The sequence below is a fragment of the Acinetobacter sp. ABJ_C1_1 genome (assembly GCF_044684115.1).
Lineage (GTDB): Bacteria > Pseudomonadota > Gammaproteobacteria > Pseudomonadales > Moraxellaceae > Acinetobacter > Acinetobacter nosocomialis_A.
Genome location: NZ_JBITPU010000002.1, coordinates 174417 through 195645 on the forward strand (window position 1 = coordinate 174417; position 21229 = coordinate 195645).

Consider the following 21229-nt stretch of genomic DNA (forward strand, 5'->3'; position numbering starts at 1 on the left):
TATGTTGGCTTATTGGTACAACGCACCGCGTCACATCAAACTCATCTTCATTATTGTCGTTTGTGCTGCAATTTATGTAGCCAATCAAGTCCAGCCTTTATCGCCGACTTACACTATTCTGAGCCTTGCGTTAGGTTTCGGACTTCATTTCGGGCAATATTTACAAACAAAAATTCCAGACCGTAGTTCATATAAATCTAACTTCCAGTTTCTGCTTAGAATTTATCCTCTTCTTATTGTTGCTATTGTGGTATGGATATTGCCACCTCAGCATAATTGGATCGTAACGATACAAGCTTTAGGCTTTGTACTGGTTGGATTTTTTCTTGTTTCAATTTATCAAAATCGTGCCAAGCGTTTTGAATAATTACGCCTCTTGAAATGCCATAGAACTATTTTTAGATTTTCATCTTGAGCTACAACAGGTATCATCTTCAATGGTTCATGATGAAGCAGCTCTATTGCGTAATTATTTATCGTTGAGCTATCTCCCCCCTTTATTTTATGGAATTAATCCGAACTCGAGAGTGTTATGCGTGCATATTTAGACCTACTACAACATATCCTTGATAATGGCGGTGACAAAGGCGACCGTACAGGCACAGGAACCCGTTCTGTATTTGGTCATCAAATGCGTTTTGATCTCTCTAAAGGTTTTCCTTTACTCACCACAAAAAAAGTTCACTTCCGTTCTATTGTGATTGAGTTACTTTGGTTTTTAAAAGGCGACACCAACGTCCAATATTTAAAAGACAATAAAGTTTCAATTTGGGACGAATGGGCTACAGCAGAACAAACAGCTCGTTTTGGCCGCCCAGAACATGAACTAGGCCCAGTTTATGGCCACCAATGGCGTAATTTCGGCGCAACTAAAAATGCTGACGGTACTTATAACCAAGATGGTTTTGACCAAATTAAATGGTTAATTAACGAAATCAAAACTAACCCAAATTCGCGCCGTTTAATCGTTTCTGGCTGGAACCCGAATGAAGCTGGACAAGTTGCATTGCCACCTTGCCACACACTCTTCCAATTTTTCGTACAAGACAACAAATTGTCATGCCAGCTTTATCAACGTAGTGCTGACGTGTTCTTGGGCGTGCCATTTAATATTGCTAGCTATGCCTTACTCACCCATATGATTGCTCAAGTGTGCGGTTTAGGCGTAGGTGATTTTGTTTGGACAGGTGGCGATACGCATCTTTATGCCAACCATTTCGAGCAGGCACGACTACAATTAACGCGTGAACCATTACCACTTTGCCAATTAAAACTTAATCCGGAAGTTAAAGACCTTTTCGATTTCAAATTTGAAGATATCGAGATTGTAGGTTACGAGTCACATCCAGCAATTAAAGCTCCGGTTGCAGTATAACGACGGCTTAAATTTCATTAGATTACGGTTTAGAGAATAAGATTATGGCATGGCAAAATGTAGAAGTTGTCCACGTTGTCGCAATGGACAAAAATCACTGTATTGGTAAAGGCAATGCGTTGCCATGGCATATCTCTGCCGACTTAAAACATTTTAAAGAAATCACCCAAGGTGGTGTGGTCATCATGGGCCGTAAGACTCTTGAGTCTATGGGCCGTGCTCTACCGAACCGTGTGAACTGGGTGATTACCCGTGACATTAACTGGCACTTTGACAGCGTAAAAATTGCGTATTCAATTGAAGATGCTTTAAACGCAGCTTTAGAAGACGCCAAAAACACCGAAAAGCAGACGCTTTTCATCATTGGTGGTGGTGAAATATTTAAGCAAACCTTGTCAATTGCAGACCGTCTCGAGCTCACTCATGTTGACTTAGATGTCCAAGGTGATGCACATTATCCAACTATACCGAGTGAATTTCATAAAACTGCGAGCGAGCAGCAAGTAGATGAAAAAACAGGAACTTCATTCGAATTTGCAACTTATAAAAAATAATTTTATGGCCGCCTATGCACAATATCGGAACACGTGAATTTATTATCGCCCTCCTCTTCGGCGCTTTACATGGTTTATTCACGTTGTTTATTGTGCTTTCCAGTATTTGGGTATGTTTAGCGCTTTGGGTGCAACAACCTTTTGGCTGGTTAGGTAGCCGTATTATTATCGGCATATGGATTGCCTTTGCATTAAGTATGGCTGGCTTATATTTCAATGGTCATATTATTAGCCGTCGTACAGATATCTTAATTTATCTTTTAGCTTTTGCCTGTTCTCTGGTTTGGTATTTCTCAATTACTGCACGTCAAGACCGTGACTGGAACCCTGAAGTTGCCAATATGCTAAGTTACGAAAAACACGGCGATGTTATTACTTTGCATAATGTCCGTAACTTCAACTGGCATCCCGATGGTACTTATGACGTTCGCTGGGAAACCCGTACTTTTGACCTGAACCAGTTAAATGGCATAAATATTATTACTTCTTACTGGATGGGGCCACAAATTGCCCATACGCTGGTCAGTTTCGAATTTAAGAATCAACAGCCTTTAGTTTTTTCAATCGAAATTCGAAAAGAAAAGACTGAGGAGTTTTCGGCAGTGGGTGGCTTTTTTAGAAAATATGAACTGAGCTTAATTGCATCTGATGAAAAAGATATTGTCTACACGCGTAGCAACATCCGTAAAGAGCAAGTTTATAATTTCCCAGTCAATATGCCACGTTCAGAACAAAAAGCGTTATTTTTAGAATATCTTAAAAAGTCAGATGAGCTACGTGCACAGCCAAAATGGTATAACACCCTCACAAGTAATTGTACAACCTTAATTTTTGATATGGTTCAAGCCATTAACCCATATCAGCTTCCTAAAGATTATCGGTTAATAGCCTCTGGTTATCTACCTAATTATTTATATGATCTTAAAGCGCTTAATCAAAATATTAGTTTAAAACAGTGGTATCAAATCGCACATATCAATCCACGTACTGAACATTTTGAACAACTCTCAGATCAGAGTAGTGAACACTTCTCTCAAATTGTGCGACAAGGTTTACCCAAAGTTGACTAGAGTCTGCTTAATATTTTATAGGCTCATTTTCGCCAAATATCAGAAGAACACTTTGTTAGCTTTGAAAATAATTTGCAAGAATCACAAAATAACTCCATAACTTAAATTAACCAGTTTTCTAATAAAGGAAAATAATCATGACAGAAAAAATTACACCATTTAGTATTTCTAAAGTATTCAATGCACCTCGTGATCTTGTATTCAAGGTTCATACTGATATTAATCACTTACAAAATTGGATGAGTCCAAAAAATTTCAAAATCATTCATACCTCAATGGATTTTAGAGTGGGTGGAACTTATCACTATGGGTTAGAAGGACCCGATGGAACACAAATGTGGGGGAAGCAGGTGTTTCGTGAGATTGTACCTAATGAGCGATTAACGTTTATTCAATCTTTCTCAGACAAAGACGGTAACAACACACGACACCCTATGTCACCGACATGGCCCTTAGAAATGTTAGCAACCACAACTTTTGAAGATATTGATAATAAAACAAAAGTCACAATTACTTGGCAACCGTGGAACTCTGACGATATTGAGAACTCAACTTTTGATTCTGCTCGCGATGGAATGACACAAGGATTTAATGGCACATTCTCCAACTTAGAAGCGTATCTAGAAACCCTTTAAATATAGAGGATCTGTTGGTGGCTATCGAAAACTAAATAAGTTATTCTCTTTTTCTTTACTTTTTTATACACGCTTTACTTTGTAATCTAGTTAGATAGACCCTATTGTAATAGGCAGGAAATAGAGGGAAAAACAATGCAACAGGCATTATTTGGCGGCGGCTGTTTTTGGTGCGTCGAAGCCGTATTTTTACAAATACGTGGTGTAGAAAAAGTAACAAGTGGTTATGCTGGTGGGCATACAACTCACCCAACCTATGAGCAAGTATGTCAAGGAGACACTCAGCATGCTGAAGTGGTCCTTATTGACTTTGATGAACAGCAAGTTACATATTCTCAGTTACTTGATGTCTTCTTTGCAACGCATGATCCAACGACTTTAAACCGCCAAGGTAATGATATTGGTACTCAGTACCGCTCTGTTATTTATTATTATAATGAAGAGCAAAAACAGGCAGCAGAACACACGATTCAAACGTTAAAAGATGACGATCTTGATATTGTGACTGAGCTGTCTCCTGTCCCGACATTCTATCCAGCCGAAGAATATCATCAGAATTACTATGCAAAGAACCCTTCACAAGGTTATTGCAACTTTGCGATTCCACCTAAGTTGCTCAAGCTGTATAGTAAATTCCAGCATCTGATGAAAGATCAATAAATCAGAGCAATAAAAAAGCAACCAAATTGGTTGCTTTTTTATTGAGTAAACTAAATTTTAGTTTTCACTGACAAAGGCAATATCGCTCAGTCCGGCTTCACTGGCGCGAGACATTACCTGAGCTACCGTATCGTACTTCGACTCTTTATCAGCACGAAGTTGAACGGTTGGTTTAACCGCACCTTGACCTGCTTCTTGGAAACGTTTTTGAAGCTCATCAAGGCTAATTACTTGAGTATCCCAAGCCACTTCACCATTTGCATTGATACTAATCGTAATTGCTTTTGGTGGTGGATCAATAATTTCAGCAGTTGTTTTAGGCAGTGTTAATGGAATCGATGGGTTGGCAACTGTTGCTGTGACCAAAAAGATGATCATTAACACCAACATAATGTCGATTAGCGGAATGAGGTTCATCTCATTTATGCCACTATCGTGGTCTTCACCCAATTGAAAAGCCATTAAGCTTGACCTCCAACATAACTTTGCTCTGCAGTTTTAACATCAGACTTTACAGTTGAGTCTTGCTGCAACATCGTATCAATTAACAAACTGTGTGCTTGATCTTGTAAATCATGAGCAAGACCACGGTTAGCACGTACACAAATGTTATAAGCCAATACCGCAGGAATCGCAACTGCAAGACCAAGACCAGTCATAATAAGTGCTTCACCTACTGGTGTAGCCACTTGAGCCAATCCTGCTTGTCCGCTCTTACCTACAGCAACCAACGCGTGGAAAATACCCCATACCGTACCAAACAAACCAACAAATGGTGCAATTGAAGCAATTGTTCCTAAAACAGAAATACCTTTCTCAGCATTGACTTTTTCAGCAGAAATTTGGCGCAATAATGCTTGCTCTGCAACTGCTTTACGCTGTTCAAAACTCAAAGGCTGTAACTTCGCTTTTAGCGAACTAATAGCTTTAGAGAGTTGAGCATAAGCTTGTTGTTTTAATTGGCGAGTCCCCATCAAACGTAAGATGAAAACTGTCCAGGTAGCAATCGACATTGCCAATAAGATGAAATACAGGGTTTTACTCACTGCATCTGCATGTTGCCAATAGATTGAAAAGTTCATATTCGAACTCCTGATTAAGGTTAGCCGTTGGGACTCAAATTCGTTTAAGGGGTTAAATCAAACGGTTGCTCTGCTTTAATTGGATAAGCAACACCGTTTTCCATATAAGGTTTAAATTTTGCACCACGTACAGCACGGACTACTTTGTCATCTAGACTTGAAATGCCGCTGCTTCGGGTTACGCGCACATTAGTAATCTTGCCTTTTTCATCGGCTTCAATGAGTACAACAACTGAACGCGCTTCGCCTTGTAAATCTTTTGGTGAAACAGTCAAACGTGGTGAGCGACTCCACTGCACACCTGAACCACCAATTGAAACATGTTTCGGTGATGGATCTGGCGCAGGTTGAGCTTTAGGTGCTTCTTGTACCACTGGTTTTGGCTTTTCAACGACTTTTTCAGTCACAGTAGTCGTTGGAGTAACTACTTTTGGTTCAACTTTAGGTTCTGTCTTTACTGTTTGTTTAGGAGTTTCAGCCTTTTTCACCTGCTGAATTTTTTCCACTGGTTTAGGTGGAATCACAGGTTTCTCAACAACCTTTACCTCTTTCACTTCTTTTTTGGGTTCCGGCTTTTTAGGCGGTTCTTTTGGTTTCGGTGGTAAAGGTTTTGGTTGTTCTTGAATTTTTACAAAGCGGACTTGTAAAGGCTTCTTGTCAATTGGCTTTAGTTCAGCAGGCTTAATGTGGCTAACTGCCCATAAGACCCCGATATGACCAATTGCAACCGCAATTAGGGCCGTGATGACTTTCTTTTTCATCGGATTGGGAGAGTTTAAGGCTGCGGAAGATTGACTCATAAGAATCTAATTACCTAATGGATGATGATCTCGACTTCAATTTATAGAAACGATTTCAAACATCGGATAGAACAATAAAGTGCCACAATAATAAATGAGAAGTGTTTTCATTTGCAACTAATTTTTTGCGAAAAACATTTCCTAGTATTGTGCAATCTAACTTCATAAAGTGATATCACCTTACTTTTCTCATGCTTAGACAACACACTAAAATTTGTTAGTTCCATAGACTACTTATCAAATCGTGCTCAACTTAAAAAAACATTAAGTAGTTACAATATTGAGAATAACCAATAGAACATCAAATTAAGGTTATGTTATAACATTTTAAATTTATTTTAGCCATAAAAAAGCACACTCAAAAGTGTGCTTTTAAAAATATAAGGTAATTAGAAAACAACTGTCTTATTACCATCTACAATAATGCGGTCTTCCAAATGCCATTTAACAGCGCGAGCCAATACATTACGTTCTACATCTTCACCAAGCTCACGTAACTGCTCAACGTTATAATCATGGCTTACACGTTCAACGTCTTGCTCAATAATCGGGCCTTGGTCTAGGTCAGCAGTCACATAGTGAGCTGTTGCACCAATCAACTTCACACCTTTTTCATAGGCTTGCTTATATGGGTTTGCCCCCACGAAAGCAGGTAAGAATGAATGGTGAATATTGATGATTTTCATTTCCCATTTTGCAACAAAATCTTCGCTTAAAATCTGCATGTAACGTGCAAGAACTAATAAGTCGTTACCTTGCATCATTTCATCAATTTGAGCATAAGCTTCGGCTTTATTGTCTTTGGTTACTTTAATTACAGTAAACGGAATACCAAAGTTCTCAACAGATTCACGTAAATCTTCATGGTTAGAAATCACATGCGTAATTTCACAAGGTAAAGAACCACGCGCATGACGCCATAATAACTCAAGCAAAGCATGGTCGACTTTAGAAACTAAAATACCAACCTTTTTAATTTCGTTTACGAAAGCAAGACGCCATTGCATGCCATAACGTTCAGCAACGTTGGCAGCAAATGTTTGAATTAATGCATCTTTACGCGACTGTAAATGATCAAGTTCAAATTCAACACGCATGAAATAACGTCCGCCTTGAGCTTCCGTCGCATATTGATCAAGCGCGGTAATGTTTGCACCTTGATGGTACAAAAAGCTCGATACAGCCTGTACGATCCCAGGCTTGTCTTCACAAGTAATCAGTAAACGGGCTGTATTGGCAGTGGTCATATTCATTTTGTTAATATCACTTAATTGAGACAAATTTTTAATAAGCCGAGTATTCTAGCGCTCTAAATAAGCAAGCACAACTATTCATCTTTTAAGGATGACAAGCTTGCAAAAAGATCAGAAGGTCCAAGTGATTCGAGCAATTGTTCATAAGTCGCACGGCTTTCACCCATTAAATAAGGGCCCTCTAAGAAAACCATTTGGCGTAATGCTTGCCAAACCCATTTTTCCTCAAGGTGGTTATTGTCACTAATGTGTCCGGACATATATAAAAAGTTGGTCCAGTTGGTTAAGACAATCCAAAGGTTAATAATGAGTGCTTCAATTTCGGAAGCTGTCATTTTCATAAGACCCGCATCGACAAAGGCCTGATAAATTCTTTGTCCTTGCTGCATCACCTGCCCCGCAAAGCGCGGATAGATCTTCTTAAAGTCTTCGTTACTTTCAACTAAGTGATAAACATCGCGATGAATAAAGCGATAGTTCCACAACTGACCACTGAGCACCTGAAAATAACTAATTTTGTCGTTGGTGGTTAATGGTCTGTCTTCAGGTAAAGAGAGCATTTCTAAAGTCTCGACCTGATACTGATACATTAATTCCTTAATAATTTCATGCTTGTTTCGAAAGTGATAATACAAGTTTCCAGGACTGATCCCCAGCTCTGCAGCAATATGATTGGTAGTGACAGACCGTTCGCCACGCTCATTAAAGAGCTGCAAACTGATTTGTAAAATCCGGTCTTTTGTCTTCAGAGCTTTAGGTAGAGACATTTTAATAACCTTCGTTAATTCATATGGTTAAGACTTGCACACAGAAACCAACTTGACTCTTTAGAGTATTTACTCTAAAAAATAAGTATATCAGTATATTTGGTAAGTACCGATGAACAGTCAAACAAAAACAAATCCAGAGACTCAGGTTCCTTATGATGTTAAGCATTTACAAGATTTGCTTGAGCAGCAAAAGATTGCCTACTTACGTCATCCGGTACCCACTGCTAAAGAGCGTATTGATCGTTTAGCTCGTCTTAAAAAAGTCTTGGTAAAATATCAAGATCAGATTGCCGAAGCAATTAACCTTGATTATGGCAATCGTGCCATTATGGAAACCAAAATTGGTGAGTTACTTACTTGTCTTGAACAAATCAAGTATTACAGTAAGAACCTAACCGGATGGATGAAACCATCAAAACGTCATATCAGTGTATTACATCAGCCAGCAAAAGGTTGGGTACAATATCAACCAATGGGCGTAATTGGCATTATTACACCATGGAACTACCCGTTACTACTGTCTGTTGGTCCACTCATCTGTGCTTTGGCTGCCGGCAACCATGCCATGATTAAAATTTCGAGTGCATCTCCAAATTTTGGACAGATTCTTGAAAATGCACTTTCTGAAGCGTTCCCACAAGAACTGGTTGCTGTAGTAAACGGCGGTGGCGTCATTTCTGATGCGTTTAGTCATCTGCCTTTCGACAAAATGATTTTCACAGGCTCGACTTCTGTTGGTAAAACAGTCATGGCAGCTGCAGCTCAAAATCTTGTGCCGGTTATTCTTGAGTTGGGTGGTAAATCCCCTGCTCTGGTACATGCTTCTGTAGATATGAAAGATGTCGCACAGCGTATTGCTGTAGGTAAACTATGGAATGCAGGCCAAACTTGCGTTGCGCCAGACCATATTTTCTTGCCACGCGGGAAAACAGCCGAGTTTATTGAGAACTTTAAATTGATTGTGGCTGGAATGTATCCTCATTTCCGCAATAACCAAGACTACACTTCTATTATTAATGATAAACAGTACAACCGGATTCAAGGTTATCTTGAAAATGCCCGTGATCAGGGTGCTCGTATTGTTGAAATCAATCCGCAAAATGAAATTTTAGATGATGTCCGCAAAATTCCACCAACTTTAGTGACTGGTGTAACGACTGCAATGGATATCATGCAAAATGAAATTTTTGGTCCTGTGCTACCAATTTTAGAATATGACCAAATAGAAGAAGTCATTGAGTTTATTAATAGTCGTCCACGTCCTTTAGCAATGTATTATTTTGACTATGATCAGGCACGCGCCGATTATATCTCTCAGCATACTCATTCAGGACATTTCGGAATTAACATGGTCATTACCCATGTTGCTCAAGATGACTTGCCATTTGGCGGAATTGGGGCATCAGGTATGGGCAAATATCACGGACCAGAAGGCTTTTTCGGGCTTTCACATGAACGTTCGGTGATGTCAAATCCAAAACTTTATAGCCTGAAATACATTCTTCCGCCGTTCAATAAACCAATTCATCGCTTCATTTCGAAAACCTTGTTGCGTTAACTGATCAAGGCATGATCTGTTACACTAGATCATGCCTCGTTTTTACCAATTTCGCTTGTCTTTTAATCGTATTTTTGGTATAAAACGCCCCTTGAATGAATTCATCCGTTTACATTTAGTATGACTGGCCACAGATTTGCTGTTGGCTAAATCAATGGAGTTACACCATGTCTAAGGTTTGCCAAGTTACCGGCAAGCGTCCAGTCGTTGGTAACAACGTCTCACACGCCAACAACAAAACCAAGCGCCGGTTCGAGCCGAACCTGCACCACCACCGTTTCTGGTTAGAAAGCGAAAAACGTTTTGTACGTCTTCGTTTAACCACTAAAGGTATGCGTATTATTGACAAATTGGGTATCGAAAAGGTTGTTGCAGACCTTCGTGCTCAAGGTCAAAAGATCTAAGGAGTCTGAGCAATGCGTGATAAGATTCGTCTCGTTTCTTCAGCTGGTACAGGTTATTTCTATACCACGACTAAAAACAAACGTACTATGCCGGAAAAAATGGAAATCAAAAAATTTGATCCAAAAATCCGTCAACACGTGATTTTCAAAGAAGCTAAAATCAAATAATTTTAGCGTCGAAAAAAACGACTTCTTTAAGAAGTCGTTTTTTTTTGCATTTTTTTTATACCCGCCTTTTTGTTAAACTTTCTACATATTCCGCCTTGGCATTTTTTATGCTTGTCTTTAGCCTAACTCACGTAAAAGGAGTTTTTAGTGCCGCATGACGTAGATTTAATTATTTTACTTGCTGTTGGTTTCGGCGTTGCCCTCTTTTTTGGCTATATTGCCGCCCGACTACGACTTCCTCCTCTTATCGGCTACTTAATTGCCGGAATTATTATTAGTCCTAATACCCCTGGCATAGAAGCAGATATTCATCTTGCCAACCAACTTGCTGAACTCGGTGTAATGTTCCTCATGTTTGGCGTTGGGATGCATTTTTCATTAAATGATCTTTTACAAGTTCGACGTATTGCCTTGCCTGGTGCGATTTTACAAATTGCGGTTGCCACCTTACTTGGCGTTGGCGTTTCAATGTTATGGGGCTGGAGCTTTGGTTCAGCATTGGTTTTTGGCTTAAGCTTATCGTGTGCGAGTACCGTTGTATTATTAAAAGCTTTAGGAGACCGTGGTCTTTTAGACTCTGTAAACGGAAAAATTGCGGTAGGTTGGCTGTTAGTTGAAGATTTGGTAATGGTACTTGTTTTAGTACTTCTTCCAGCTACAGCAGTTTTACTCGGTGGAAAAGCACCGGCGGGCGCAGAAGGAAACATCTGGCTAACGCTTGGAATCACCCTATTAAAGGTGATCGGCTTTATTGCCTTTATGCTTATTGTGGGTAAGCGTGTTGTTCCTATCATAATGCAGTTTGTTGCGCGTTTAGGTTCAAGAGAGCTATTTACGCTGACCGTTGTAGCAGCAGCTGTTTCGATTGCCTATGGCTCTTATGCCATCTTTGGGGTTTCAATGGCGCTAGGGGCGTTCTTTGCAGGTATGGTCGTAAAAGAATCAGACTTTAGCCACCGTGCAGAAGAAGAAACCCTTCCTCTACGTGAAATTTTCTCGATTTTATTCTTCGTTTCGGTAGGAATGTTGTTTGACCCACATATCCTTATCGAGCGTCCACTGCATATTTTGGCAGTTATCGCGATTATTATGGTGGGTAAAACGCTTGCTGCAATGGCTTTAGTTTTATTCTTCCGCTATCCAATCAATACTGCTTTGACCGTCGGGGCCAGCCTTGCACAAATTGGTGAGTTTTCATTTATTCTGGCAACACTTGGCGTTTCTTTAGGTCTATTAACGCTAGAAGCTCAAAACCTGATTTTAGCAGGCGCTTTGTTCTCAATTACGCTTAACTCTTTTGTTTTCTCGGCAGTTGAACCTGTACAACGCTGGATTCGTGAACGTTCTCATTTAGCACGACTTCTTGAGCGTAGTGGTGACCCACTCGCGATGTTGCCAGATGAAGTCGATCAGGCTTATCTACGCGATCAAGTGGTAATTGTAGGGTATGGTGGTGTTGGACGCCGTATTACTGAAAATTTAATTAATCAGAACATTAAAGTCGTAATTGCAGAAGAAAATCGTGAAATTGTAGAAAAGCTGCGTCAAGCAAATATTGCTGCCGTGAGTGGTGTCGCAACTGAACCTGGTGTTTTAATTCAGGCTCATATCATGCATGCACGACTATTGGTAATTTCCCCTATGGATATTTTAGATATTCACCGAATTGTGGATATTGCTAAACAATTAAACCCTCAAATTCAGGTTTTAATTTGTGCAGAAAGTAAAGAAGAAGCTGCAGTTATTCGAGATGAAAATATCGGCGAAGTCTTCTATGCAAAAGAAGAAATGGCAAAGAATATGAGCCATCATATTTTAAATCAAATCGAACTCGCGCATCAGTCAACACATCATTAACGCATACAAAAAAGCGTACTCAAGAGTACGCTTTTTTTAACTTAGGAATTTAGGCTGCTCATCTACAACTTCAGCCTGCCATTCATTGACCTGCTTCTCTAACAGTCCAAATAAAGCAGCTTGAATCATATGTTGGGCAACGATAGGCGTTTGCTCGCCTAATATCTCTTTTAGTTCATCACTAAATTGAATTTTAACCAAAGGCTCTTTTTCAGAACCAGCATTACGCAAGGCGAGCTCACCACCTTCGAGTTGGACTAACTCCAACACTGCTTCTTGATTTCCAAATAACTCTTTCAATTGCTGTATAGACATATACTTCCTCCATGTTTCAACATGGTGGCAAAGCACCCTTGCACTTTGCATCTCTCGTCTTATTTATATAGGCGCACTGGGATTAAATTTCAAGCGCTCAGACAGTTTAATTTTAGAACTCGACCATTTCGTTACGAAAACCATCAATTAAATGACTTAACTCTCTATGCCATTCACGCAAAATTTTCACATCAGGTAACCATGACTGGGGTCCCTGAGTCACTTTAATGATCAAATTAGAAGATGTTTCTTCTTCCGGTGTTGGTTCAGTGGGTTCCGGTGCATATTGGCACATACGGTAAGCACGCTTTAACTCTGCCACAAAACCATCTTTTGCCAATTGCTGCAAAACAGAAACTTCAGGAGAAACTTGTCCTTTTGCCGCCATATGTTCTTCAATCGATTTTAATGTCGGCTGTGAATCGTTTAAACGATAGTAACGTACCAGTTCTTGCAGAAATGCCAGCATCGCACCATGCAAGTGAAAGACAGCTGTTTCACGATACGCTTGCACCTGCTGTACATGATCAGTTTGCTCTGCTTGTTGACACGCTAAGCGCGCAAAATAGAGTTTTTGATTGGTACGATCGGCATGATAACGAGCAACACGTGACATAACTAAACTTTCCTGTTCTAAAATTGCCATCAATGTGGCTATTCTTAGCTTAACGACTCCATTGATAAAATCAACGTTATTTATGGAAAATCCAAAGCGACTTGATAAATTTTTCGTTTAGCCTGAACTTTCAACTGCTGCTTCACTGGTCGCACATTACTTAGAACCCAAGCGAAATATCCTTCACTCCATCCAGTAGCACAGGCAGGTTCAATCTCGTCATTTTGCCAAACATGAATAGAGACAACATCGACCAAAGCGACAGCTATTCCCTCTTCTTCATCACTATCATTGATTAAAAAATTCTGGTTTTCAACAATTAATAGATCTTTAAGAGGCAACTCTGTAGGCACCCATGAACGAACTTCTAGTGTCTTTACACCTTGGGCTATACGGGTCCCATTTGGAGCAACCACAGAAAGAGCTAAAAATTGTTGCATAAAAGCATTACTCTTCAGCGGCTTTAACGCGAATTCCGTAACCTTTTACTTTAAGTGTATTTAAGCCTTTAATGGCTTTGATCGCTTCACGTGGATTCGGCATTTCGACAAAGCCAAAACCTTTTGATTTACCTGTCTCTTTATCGGTTACAACGACGCAAGACTCAACTTTACCATAAGCCTTAAACAGCTCTAAAACTTCAGCTTCAGTCACTAAACGATCTAAATTACGAACTAATATTTTCATTTTCCAACCTTCATTGGCCTTCAAAATAAAGGTCAATATACATTTGAGTATTTACAGTGTCTTATACAGTAGTTTAGTCGAGATCGATACCAAAACCTAAGTTTACTGTTCGTGAAGTGTTCCATTGTTTTTTGGCAAATGGCTGTGGAACTTGACGATGAATTTTTGCCTGAACTAAATGCGTGGGTAGATCATTTAAGAAATAACTTTCGATTTTACGGCCTTGTTCATCATACGTGTCTTGTGACCATGTATTAAGATTTTGCTTCGTCAAAATCAATTCATTTTCCGCACGTGTTAATGCAACATACAATACGCGGCGCTCTTCTTCTACTTCATCAAAATCACCCTGCGCACGCGCATATGGAAACTGATTTGGCGAGACATGCGGTACATAACATACTTTTTGCTCTGCACCTTTAGCCGAATGAATTGTAATTAAGGTCACTAAATCATCATCGCCCGCTTTTTCAATTTCAGAAACTGAAATAGGTTCAAGCACATATTCTTCAAGAAACTCACCAAGTGAGGCATGCTTACGCGCCAGCTGTTTAACCAGATCAAAATCTCTAACACGACGTGACCAGTCTTTCGTTTTATAGTTTTGCTCTAACTGTTCACTTAGGGCATCGAGTGCGAGACCAATACTTGCTTCAACATGCTGCTGTAGCACATCAAGCTGTTTCAAAATCAAAATAGCCTGTAAAGGGACTTTTCCATGACGCTCTAACCGCTGACAACGCTCTTCAACTTCAGCAATACCCATTAACTCTTGTGCTAACTTACTGGCCCCAACGTCACCAATTCCATCCCATAAAGTTAAAAAGCGCATCCACGCTAAGTCATCCTGCGGATTACTCACAATACGTAAGAGACTGAGCACATCTTTTACATGTGCGGATTCAAGTAACTTTACGCCACCAATAAAACGATAAGGAATTTCAGCTGCAATAAATGCCCCTTCCAAATAGCGGGCGCTGTAGCCAGAACGAACCAACACCATATGGTCGTACCAATTTGCGCCCTGCTGATGTCGCTCTATTAAATCTTGTGCAATCCAGTTGGCTTCTTCAAATTCATTACCAAACAAGTGGAGCTGTGGCTTTTGCCCTTTGCCACGATGTGCCTGTAGCTGTTTTTCATAATCGATTGGACTATGCGCCAATAACCAATTTGATAAATCTAATATTTCTTGAGTCGAGCGGTAATTTAAATCTAAGGTATGAATAACCGCGTCAGGAATACGTTCTTTAAAAGAATGAATATTTTCGAAATCAGCACCACGGAAACCGTAAATTGACTGGGCATCATCTCCTACACAAAATAATTTCACCTTGCCAATGAGTGGCTGCAAAAGTGCCCACTGTAAAGGGTTGGTATCTTGCATTTCATCGACCAGCAAAGCTTGACAAAAACCTGCAACCCAATCTGTGAGTGCTTCGGAATTTTGCAAATGAACAGCGACAATCGACAAAATATCGTCATAGTCTAAAAAATTACGCTCTCTTTTACGTTGTTCATAGGTTTTCATTAGCTCCGCAATTTGTTCCTTGTACTCATATGCTTCAGGTAATTGCTTGAGTAATGCCTCTGAAAGCTTAGATTGCGTATTTCGGGCATAAGAATACAAATCACACAGCTCTGCTGCTTTAGGCAAAACGTTATCTTTGTCTTTGCCTCTCAATAAGCGAAACATGAGTAACTGATCATCACGATCAATAATGCTAAATTGGGTCAAACCAAAAGCTTGTGGATTACGGCGTAGCAAGTACATACAAAAGGTATGAAAGGTTGATGCACGAAGGCCTTTGGCTTGTGCCCCCACATGCTGTTCAACCCTTGCCACAATTTCACTCGCAGCACGGCGCGTGAACGTTAAAATCTGGATTTGATTTGCAGGTAATCCCTGATCAATTAAATAAGCTGCGCGAGCAACAATGGTTTTAGTCTTGCCACAGCCTGCTCCAGCCAAAACCAGACAGTTTTGAGCCGTAGTCGTTGCTGCCTTTTTTTGCTGAGCATTTAATTCATTAATTAACTTTGCAAGACTCATAACACACATCGCTAAAACACCAAGGCGTAGTTTAACAGACCCATGCCATGAGATGGACCCTAGCTCACTAAAAACAAAAAAGGACACCTTAAGTGCCCTTTTATTCGCTATTTAATTTAAGAAACTGTTTTTGAGCTAGAAGGTAAATGCTTAATTGCAGAAGCAAGTCCTAAGAAGTTAATGCCCTGAAATAAAATATCTACTGCCAAAAACATTCCCAATACCCAAAATGGTGAGTCCTTAGAAACTAAAATTAAAATACCTGTAGCGAGGGTTAATAACCCTGAAAATAAGGTCCAGCCCCACCCTGCAATTGGTCTTAATAAAAATGCATTTATGGTGCGGATGACCCCAGCAATAATCAGTGCAATCGATAACAGGCTAGTTAAAACTACAGCTGTAGTCACAGGTGTAGAAAATGCGTAATAGCCAGCCATTAAATACAGCACTCCAAAAAGCGCCCATAGCCATCGGCTACCACCTTTAAATACACTTAAGGCAGCGATCAAATGCAGAACACCACCTATCATCATTAAAATACCAAATAGGAAAACAACCGAAAATGTTGCAAATGGTAATGAGCTAAATAAGACTAAACCGAAAATAATGAGCACGAAGCCTAATATTAGATACCATTTACGATCAGCATGTAGCTGATTACGAACTAAATCATTACCTACAGTTTTCATCATGGCTACTCTTATTATCAGGTATTAGGAAGTTTATATAATGTCATTATAGTGATGTACTTCACATTTATTGTCTGTATAAGATCTGCATCGTTTATTAACAATTGATGTGGATAAAACAGTATTTATCCACAATTTTATTTCAACCAACCAATTTCTTGAGCTGTTGGTAAACCTATGACTGTTTCTTGTAAATCACTCGGCATTTTATTGGTCTGCTCAGACAATGCTGTTCGGCCACCCATGATTTCTGCTAACTTTTGTGGGTAAAGAGGCACTTTTTCAGGTTCTGCATAACCTAATGGATAGATCGGCTGGCCTGTTGTTAAATCATATTTATCTTTTGCGCCAAAGCCATGCAATAGCTCATGCACAAGAACGACATGATTTTGTGAAGCTTGTGTTTTGGTCGCAAACAAATTAACGCTACCAATACGGCCTTTTTCTAAAGCAGTCGAATGCACCAAAACTTTTTGATAACTTGGATCATAATAATTTAAATAAAGCTTGAGTGATGCTCCGCTATCTTCAGGTTGTTGTTGTCGCCATGCATAAAAACGAAACTTTAAACTCCACCAAACTACCTTCAGTATATTGGCATTTTGAGGAACTACAGGTGGCCTCTGCTGTAGTTGTTGCCCTAAACGAATCTCAAAGTTGCTGGACTGTCCACGATAATGCTGTGACCATTCAGTTAAATAGCTTTTGAGTGTTTGGAAATCAGCGTTTTGTAGCTGATGAATATAAGCTTGTGTAGTTTGTAAGCCATCCGCATTTACTGGATGCAATACCACGATAACAGGCTGATTCCAGTCTTGGTTCTGGTCACGCCATGCCTGAACTGCAACGATTAATAAAATAATCAATAAACACAAAATCCGAATGTTTTTCCACATTCTTGTTCCCCATAAAAATTAAATTTTCTTTTATTGTTGTTGATATAAAAAATGCTAGCTGAGCTAGCATTTTTTATCTGTCTTATTTAGCCTTCAATCCATTTACCATCTTGATAAATCAGACTCCATTTAGTTTGTTTACCTTCTGGTGTTTCAGATCCCACATATTGTGATTGGTTCTTACGACTAAACTTCACAATAGTTGGATTACCTTCCGGGTCTACATCTGGAGCTTGTAAAATAAATTGGTATTTTGGATCAAGTTGGTCAGCCACACTACGAAGCTCAGCAACTTTTGGTGCACGTGTTTCACGAATTTTCGGGAACTTACTTGCAGCCAAGAACAGACCAGCCGCGCCATCACGTAACACGAAATAGTCATCATGCTTGGTTGAACGCAAATGTTCCATCTTGATTGGTTCTACACGTGGTGGTGCAGGTTGACCACTCTTCAAGACTTTACGAGTATTGTCACAGCTTGTACAAGCGAAATACGGGCCGAAGCGACCAGTTTTAAGCTGCATTTCACCATCACATTTATCACATGGAATAGTTGGGCCATCATAACCCTTAATCTTGAACTCGCCTTCTTCAAGCTCATAGCCATCGCAGTCTGGGTTGTTACCACAGACATGAAGCTTGCGACCACCATCAATGACGTAGCTGTCCATTGCTGTACCACATTTAGGACAGCGATGTTTTGACATCAAGTCAGCCGTTTCAGCTCCATCATCATCAGATAACGCTGCTAAAGACTCAACTGGCGTTAAGTTCAAGGTTCCTTTACAACGTTCTTTAGGTGGCAAGTTATAGCCTGAACACCCTAAGAACACGCCTGTTGTACCCGTACGAATTTGCATTGGACGTGAACATTCAGGGCAATGTACTGCTGGTACTTCAACAGGCTGGTTACGGCGCATGCCTTGCTCACCTTGAGCATTAGTCAAACGCTTTTTAAAATCACCATAGAATGTGTCTAATAATTCTTTCCAGTTACGCTCACCTGTAGCAACTTTATCGAGCTGTCCTTCAAGGTCGGCTGTAAACGCATAGTTCATCAGGTTATTAAAACTTTCATCAAGACGATCTGTCACGATCTCGCCCATCTTCTCTGCAAAGAGACGGCGATTTTCTAATTTGACATAACCACGTTCTTGAATCGTAGAAATAATGGCAGCATAAGTTGACGGACGGCCAATACCACGCTTTTCAAGTTCTTTTACTAAAGATGCTTCAGTAAAACGAGCTGGTGGCTTGGTAAAGTGCTGACTTGGGTCCAGCTTCTCTAATTTTAAAATTTCACCTACTTTAATTGCAGGTAAAATAATGTCGTCGTCAGATTTGTTGGCACCACGAACTTTTGTAAAGCCATCAAATACAAGCGTACGGCCTTTTGCCTTTAATTCAACATTGCCAGCTTCAACGGTTAAAGTTGAAGATAGGTATTCTGCTGGTGTCATTTGGCAAGCAACAAATTGACGCCAAATCAAATCATACAAACGCTGAGCATCACGTTCTACACCTGTAAGCTGGTCACCGGTAAGTGCAACATTTGATGGACGAATTGCTTCATGGGCTTCTTGAGCACCCGCTTTGTTACCATAGCGGTTTGGCTTAGCTGGTAAGTATTTCTCACCAAACTGGCTTTCAATATGAGCACGAACCATATTTACAGCGTCATCACTCAAGAATGTTGAGTCCGTACGCATATAGGTAATAAAACCAGCTTCATACAAACGCTGCGCCAGCATCATGGTTTTCTTCACAGAGAAACCTAAGCGTGTACTTGCAGCTTGTTGTAAAGTCGAAGTGATATATGGTGCGCTCGGATTCACCTTAGTCGGCTTATCTTCACGCTGTGCAACTTTATATTCAGCGTTCTTTAAAACTTCTAATAAAGCATCAGTTTCCGCTTTATTTTTCAGTTTAAGCGTCTTACCTGCTTGTCTAACTGCTTCAAGACGGATGTCATCTTTTTTGGCTTGCGTATCTGCAAAAACTTGCCAATATTCTTCTGGAATAAAAGCACGAATTTCACGTTCACGTTCAACAACAAGTTTTACAGCCACAGACTGTACACGACCTGCCGACAAACCACGGGCAATCTTTTCCCAAAGTAATGGCGAGACCATGAAACCCACAACGCGGTCCAAGAAACGACGCGCTTGCTGTGCATTTACACGGTTTAAGTCTAGGCGAGTTGGTTGTTTAAATGCTTCTTGAATGGCATTTTTAGTAATTTCGTTAAATACCACACGGTGATAACGGCTATCGTCACCACCAATCACTTCGCGTAAGTGCCAAGCGATTGCTTCCCCTTCTCTATCCAAGTCCGTTGCGAGATAGATTGCATCTGCATCTTTAGCAAGTTTCTTGAGTTCAGCAACAACATTTTCTTTGCCAGGTAGAACTTCATAGTGTGCCTTCCAGTCATGTTCCGGATCGACACCCATACGATTAATCAGCGCAGATTGGGCTTTTTGTTCTTTTTCAGCTTCAGTGAGTTTTGTCCGGGCAGCCGGCTTTTTCTCTGTTGATTTGCTGCCACCTGTTGGCAAGTCACGTACGTGACCCACAGAAGACTTAACAATGTACTGCGAACCTAAATATTTGTTGATGGTTTTCGCTTTGGCAGGCGACTCCACAATCACTAAGGCACGTTTATGTGCAGCAGAGGCAGTAGATGCTGTGCTTTGAGATGCAGAGCGCGAGGTATTCGCCATATAAAATGTTATTCCTATACCAATAAATTTAAAAATCAGGCTTCAGCCAAGGCCAACAGATAAGCCTTCATCTCATCTAATTGCGTGGCTTTTAGGTCCGATTCCTCATCCCAATAAAGGCCTACACAGTTTGCCTGCATATCAATAGCATAAATCCCTTTTAATGCAATGGGAGAATCATTAAATTTCTCATCACCCTGCACTACTTTTAATTTTCCGTCTATAACACGAGCACGCATGAGCGTTAAACGAGCATCGGGGATCAATACGCTATAATAAGCAACCATGCTGGCACGCTTTTCAGTTGCCATCGGGACATGTGTCCATTCAGGTGCGGCAATTATGCGTGGATGTAGCCCCATTTTGCGGGCTTTGTCTCGCATAATACCTAGTGCCTTTTCACGTGGACTCACTCTTAAACCAAAAATGGAGCCTAGCACGAAAAGAACAATGATAACGGTAACCCAAATTCCGATATTGTCCATAGCAAAACCTATTAATCTCTTTTATTAGAGTTGCATAAGCTGACCAGAAAACGCAAGTTACATCATAAAAATAATGTCCAATTAACCGACGAGGTTAAAAACTACAACATTTCCTCATAGATATTCTTAGCAATCTAGGCACAATATTTAGGCGCTCTTTTCAGTTTCAAGAGTAGATAACTTACCAAACCGATCCAGATGTGCATCCCCCCATGTTTTTAGAGCAAGAAGAATCTGCTCAAGCCCACGTCCCAAATCAGTCAGGCTATATTCAACTTTAGGGGGAACTTGAGGATAAACCTCACGGTGAATAATGCCATCTTGTTCTAACTCACGAAGCTGATTGGTGAGCATTCTTTGCGTAATGCTTGGAACTCGTTTACGAATTTCATTGAACCGTAAAGTTCCTTCATTTAATAAATGCCAAAGAATGACACATTTCCATTTGCCATCAATCAAACTGATCGCGGCTTCAACTGAGCAACCCGGTGAGCAGTCAAAACTTGAATGTCGAGCTTTTGCCATTTTACAGTATCCTTTTTGACACTATGAGCGTTATTTGTCTGTAGTCACTATTTT

The 21229-nt window shown here is 40.1% G+C and carries 25 protein-coding genes; 10 read left to right on the plus strand and 15 right to left on the minus strand.

Annotation, left to right across the window (positions count from 1 at the left end; all coding sequences use genetic code 11):
- The first annotated feature begins 1 nt into the window (after position 1).
- From ACG59Z_RS04955 to msrA, 6 genes are all read left to right on the plus strand, one after another.
- Positions 2-367 carry a hypothetical protein gene (locus tag ACG59Z_RS04955; protein ID WP_263612874.1) on the plus strand — a complete coding sequence of 122 codons (366 nt, stop codon included), beginning with the start codon at positions 2-4 and terminating at the stop codon, positions 365-367.
- Positions 368-532: 165 nt separating this feature from the next.
- On the plus strand, positions 533-1375 hold the full coding sequence (thyA, locus tag ACG59Z_RS04960; protein ID WP_002115009.1) for a thymidylate synthase: 843 nt from the start codon (positions 533-535) through the stop codon (positions 1373-1375).
- A gap of 44 nt (positions 1376-1419) precedes the next feature.
- On the plus strand, positions 1420-1929 hold the full coding sequence (locus ACG59Z_RS04965; protein WP_400198155.1) for a dihydrofolate reductase: 510 nt from the start codon (positions 1420-1422) through the stop codon (positions 1927-1929).
- 14 nt (positions 1930-1943) lie between these two features.
- Positions 1944-2999, plus strand: coding sequence for a DUF4105 domain-containing protein (locus ACG59Z_RS04970; RefSeq protein ID WP_400198156.1), 1056 nt, complete (start codon positions 1944-1946; stop codon positions 2997-2999).
- A 137-nt stretch (positions 3000-3136) separates the two neighbouring features.
- Entirely contained in the window at positions 3137-3634 is a 498-nt protein-coding gene (locus ACG59Z_RS04975) for an SRPBCC domain-containing protein (RefSeq protein WP_400198158.1), read from the plus strand.
- Positions 3635-3769: 135 nt separating this feature from the next.
- Positions 3770-4294, plus strand: a complete 525-nt coding sequence (msrA, locus tag ACG59Z_RS04980) for a peptide-methionine (S)-S-oxide reductase MsrA (RefSeq protein WP_396480414.1) — start codon at positions 3770-3772, stop codon at positions 4292-4294.
- A gap of 57 nt (positions 4295-4351) precedes the next feature.
- Here the strand turns inward: msrA and ACG59Z_RS04985 are convergent, their stop codons facing one another.
- From ACG59Z_RS04985 to ACG59Z_RS05005, 5 genes are all read right to left on the minus strand, one after another.
- The gene (locus tag ACG59Z_RS04985; protein ID WP_002053449.1) at positions 4352-4756 is read right to left on the minus strand and encodes a biopolymer transporter ExbD; all 405 of its coding nucleotides are present in this window, start codon (positions 4754-4756) and stop codon (positions 4352-4354) included.
- Positions 4756-5376 (minus strand): MotA/TolQ/ExbB proton channel family protein, encoded by a 621-nt coding sequence (locus ACG59Z_RS04990; protein WP_002053291.1) that lies wholly within the window; start codon positions 5374-5376, stop codon positions 4756-4758. The genes ACG59Z_RS04985 and ACG59Z_RS04990 overlap by 1 nt, the downstream gene beginning before the upstream one ends.
- Before the next feature lie 44 nt (positions 5377-5420).
- A complete protein-coding gene (locus tag ACG59Z_RS04995; protein WP_311069537.1) occupies positions 5421-6176 on the minus strand; it encodes a TonB family protein in 756 nt (251 codons plus the stop codon).
- A 389-nt stretch (positions 6177-6565) separates the two neighbouring features.
- Positions 6566-7429 (minus strand): formyltetrahydrofolate deformylase, encoded by an 864-nt coding sequence (gene purU / locus ACG59Z_RS05000; protein ID WP_005066088.1) that lies wholly within the window; start codon positions 7427-7429, stop codon positions 6566-6568.
- A 74-nt stretch (positions 7430-7503) separates the two neighbouring features.
- Positions 7504-8196 carry a TetR/AcrR family transcriptional regulator gene (locus ACG59Z_RS05005; protein ID WP_263612870.1) on the minus strand — a complete coding sequence of 231 codons (693 nt, stop codon included), beginning with the start codon at positions 8194-8196 and terminating at the stop codon, positions 7504-7506.
- A 112-nt stretch (positions 8197-8308) separates the two neighbouring features.
- Between ACG59Z_RS05005 and ACG59Z_RS05010 the strand changes: the two genes are divergently transcribed.
- From ACG59Z_RS05010 to ACG59Z_RS05025, 4 genes are all read left to right on the plus strand, one after another.
- Entirely contained in the window at positions 8309-9757 is a 1449-nt protein-coding gene (locus ACG59Z_RS05010; RefSeq protein ID WP_311087147.1) for a coniferyl aldehyde dehydrogenase, read from the plus strand.
- 167 nt (positions 9758-9924) lie between these two features.
- A complete protein-coding gene (rpmB, locus tag ACG59Z_RS05015; RefSeq protein ID WP_000048256.1) occupies positions 9925-10161 on the plus strand; it encodes a 50S ribosomal protein L28 in 237 nt (78 codons plus the stop codon).
- Between the two features lie 12 nt (positions 10162-10173).
- Positions 10174-10329, plus strand: coding sequence for a 50S ribosomal protein L33 (rpmG, locus tag ACG59Z_RS05020; protein WP_001205031.1), 156 nt, complete (start codon positions 10174-10176; stop codon positions 10327-10329).
- A 147-nt stretch (positions 10330-10476) separates the two neighbouring features.
- Positions 10477-12186, plus strand: a complete 1710-nt coding sequence (locus ACG59Z_RS05025; protein ID WP_004698868.1) for a cation:proton antiporter — start codon at positions 10477-10479, stop codon at positions 12184-12186.
- Between the two features lie 36 nt (positions 12187-12222).
- Here the strand turns inward: ACG59Z_RS05025 and ACG59Z_RS05030 are convergent, their stop codons facing one another.
- From ACG59Z_RS05030 to ACG59Z_RS05075, 10 genes are all read right to left on the minus strand, one after another.
- Positions 12223-12501, minus strand: a complete 279-nt coding sequence (locus ACG59Z_RS05030) for a hypothetical protein (protein ID WP_002053465.1) — start codon at positions 12499-12501, stop codon at positions 12223-12225.
- A 112-nt stretch (positions 12502-12613) separates the two neighbouring features.
- Positions 12614-13117 (minus strand): DUF6586 family protein, encoded by a 504-nt coding sequence (locus ACG59Z_RS05035; protein ID WP_004710685.1) that lies wholly within the window; start codon positions 13115-13117, stop codon positions 12614-12616.
- Between the two features lie 80 nt (positions 13118-13197).
- Positions 13198-13557: an ASCH domain-containing protein gene (locus ACG59Z_RS05040; protein ID WP_400198167.1), complete on the minus strand. Its 360-nt coding sequence runs from the start codon at positions 13555-13557 to the stop codon at positions 13198-13200.
- A gap of 7 nt (positions 13558-13564) precedes the next feature.
- Positions 13565-13804, minus strand: coding sequence for an RNA-binding protein (locus ACG59Z_RS05045; RefSeq protein WP_004698872.1), 240 nt, complete (start codon positions 13802-13804; stop codon positions 13565-13567).
- Between the two features lie 73 nt (positions 13805-13877).
- Entirely contained in the window at positions 13878-15857 is a 1980-nt protein-coding gene (locus tag ACG59Z_RS05050; protein ID WP_400198324.1) for an ATP-dependent helicase, read from the minus strand.
- A 116-nt stretch (positions 15858-15973) separates the two neighbouring features.
- The gene (locus ACG59Z_RS05055) at positions 15974-16546 is read right to left on the minus strand and encodes an HdeD family acid-resistance protein (protein ID WP_049066792.1); all 573 of its coding nucleotides are present in this window, start codon (positions 16544-16546) and stop codon (positions 15974-15976) included.
- 137 nt (positions 16547-16683) lie between these two features.
- Positions 16684-17442, minus strand: a complete 759-nt coding sequence (locus ACG59Z_RS05060) for a hypothetical protein (protein WP_343568582.1) — start codon at positions 17440-17442, stop codon at positions 16684-16686.
- A gap of 86 nt (positions 17443-17528) precedes the next feature.
- Positions 17529-20165, minus strand: a complete 2637-nt coding sequence (gene topA, locus ACG59Z_RS05065; protein ID WP_400198169.1) for a type I DNA topoisomerase — start codon at positions 20163-20165, stop codon at positions 17529-17531.
- Between the two features lie 35 nt (positions 20166-20200).
- Positions 20201-20650 (minus strand): hypothetical protein, encoded by a 450-nt coding sequence (locus ACG59Z_RS05070; RefSeq protein WP_002053270.1) that lies wholly within the window; start codon positions 20648-20650, stop codon positions 20201-20203.
- Between the two features lie 147 nt (positions 20651-20797).
- A complete protein-coding gene (locus ACG59Z_RS05075; protein WP_396519768.1) occupies positions 20798-21175 on the minus strand; it encodes a winged helix-turn-helix transcriptional regulator in 378 nt (125 codons plus the stop codon).
- Between the last annotated feature and the right edge of the window lie 54 nt (positions 21176-21229).

Coding starts and splice junctions, on each gene's coding strand:
- ACG59Z_RS04955 (WP_263612874.1), top strand. CDS start 2: ATGTTGGCTTATTGGTACAACGCACCGCGTCACATCAAACTCATCTTC.
- thyA (WP_002115009.1), top strand. CDS start 533: ATGCGTGCATATTTAGACCTACTACAACATATCCTTGATAATGGCGGT.
- ACG59Z_RS04965 (WP_400198155.1), top strand. CDS start 1,420: ATGGCATGGCAAAATGTAGAAGTTGTCCACGTTGTCGCAATGGACAAA.
- ACG59Z_RS04970 (WP_400198156.1), top strand. CDS start 1,944: ATGCACAATATCGGAACACGTGAATTTATTATCGCCCTCCTCTTCGGC.
- ACG59Z_RS04975 (WP_400198158.1), top strand. CDS start 3,137: ATGACAGAAAAAATTACACCATTTAGTATTTCTAAAGTATTCAATGCA.
- msrA (WP_396480414.1), top strand. CDS start 3,770: ATGCAACAGGCATTATTTGGCGGCGGCTGTTTTTGGTGCGTCGAAGCC.
- ACG59Z_RS04985 (WP_002053449.1), bottom strand. CDS start 4,756: ATGGCTTTTCAATTGGGTGAAGACCACGATAGTGGCATAAATGAGATG.
- ACG59Z_RS04990 (WP_002053291.1), bottom strand. CDS start 5,376: ATGAACTTTTCAATCTATTGGCAACATGCAGATGCAGTGAGTAAAACC.
- ACG59Z_RS04995 (WP_311069537.1), bottom strand. CDS start 6,176: ATGAGTCAATCTTCCGCAGCCTTAAACTCTCCCAATCCGATGAAAAAG.
- purU (WP_005066088.1), bottom strand. CDS start 7,429: ATGAATATGACCACTGCCAATACAGCCCGTTTACTGATTACTTGTGAA.
- ACG59Z_RS05005 (WP_263612870.1), bottom strand. CDS start 8,196: ATGTCTCTACCTAAAGCTCTGAAGACAAAAGACCGGATTTTACAAATC.
- ACG59Z_RS05010 (WP_311087147.1), top strand. CDS start 8,309: ATGAACAGTCAAACAAAAACAAATCCAGAGACTCAGGTTCCTTATGAT.
- rpmB (WP_000048256.1), top strand. CDS start 9,925: ATGTCTAAGGTTTGCCAAGTTACCGGCAAGCGTCCAGTCGTTGGTAAC.
- rpmG (WP_001205031.1), top strand. CDS start 10,174: ATGCGTGATAAGATTCGTCTCGTTTCTTCAGCTGGTACAGGTTATTTC.
- ACG59Z_RS05030 (WP_002053465.1), bottom strand. CDS start 12,501: ATGTCTATACAGCAATTGAAAGAGTTATTTGGAAATCAAGAAGCAGTG.
- ACG59Z_RS05035 (WP_004710685.1), bottom strand. CDS start 13,117: ATGTCACGTGTTGCTCGTTATCATGCCGATCGTACCAATCAAAAACTC.
- ACG59Z_RS05040 (WP_400198167.1), bottom strand. CDS start 13,557: ATGCAACAATTTTTAGCTCTTTCTGTGGTTGCTCCAAATGGGACCCGT.
- ACG59Z_RS05045 (WP_004698872.1), bottom strand. CDS start 13,804: ATGAAAATATTAGTTCGTAATTTAGATCGTTTAGTGACTGAAGCTGAA.
- ACG59Z_RS05050 (WP_400198324.1), bottom strand. CDS start 15,857: ATGAGTCTTGCAAAGTTAATTAATGAATTAAATGCTCAGCAAAAAAAG.
- ACG59Z_RS05055 (WP_049066792.1), bottom strand. CDS start 16,546: ATGAAAACTGTAGGTAATGATTTAGTTCGTAATCAGCTACATGCTGAT.
- ACG59Z_RS05060 (WP_343568582.1), bottom strand. CDS start 17,442: ATGTGGAAAAACATTCGGATTTTGTGTTTATTGATTATTTTATTAATC.
- topA (WP_400198169.1), bottom strand. CDS start 20,165: ATGGCGAATACCTCGCGCTCTGCATCTCAAAGCACAGCATCTACTGCC.
- ACG59Z_RS05070 (WP_002053270.1), bottom strand. CDS start 20,650: ATGGACAATATCGGAATTTGGGTTACCGTTATCATTGTTCTTTTCGTG.
- ACG59Z_RS05075 (WP_396519768.1), bottom strand. CDS start 21,175: ATGGCAAAAGCTCGACATTCAAGTTTTGACTGCTCACCGGGTTGCTCA.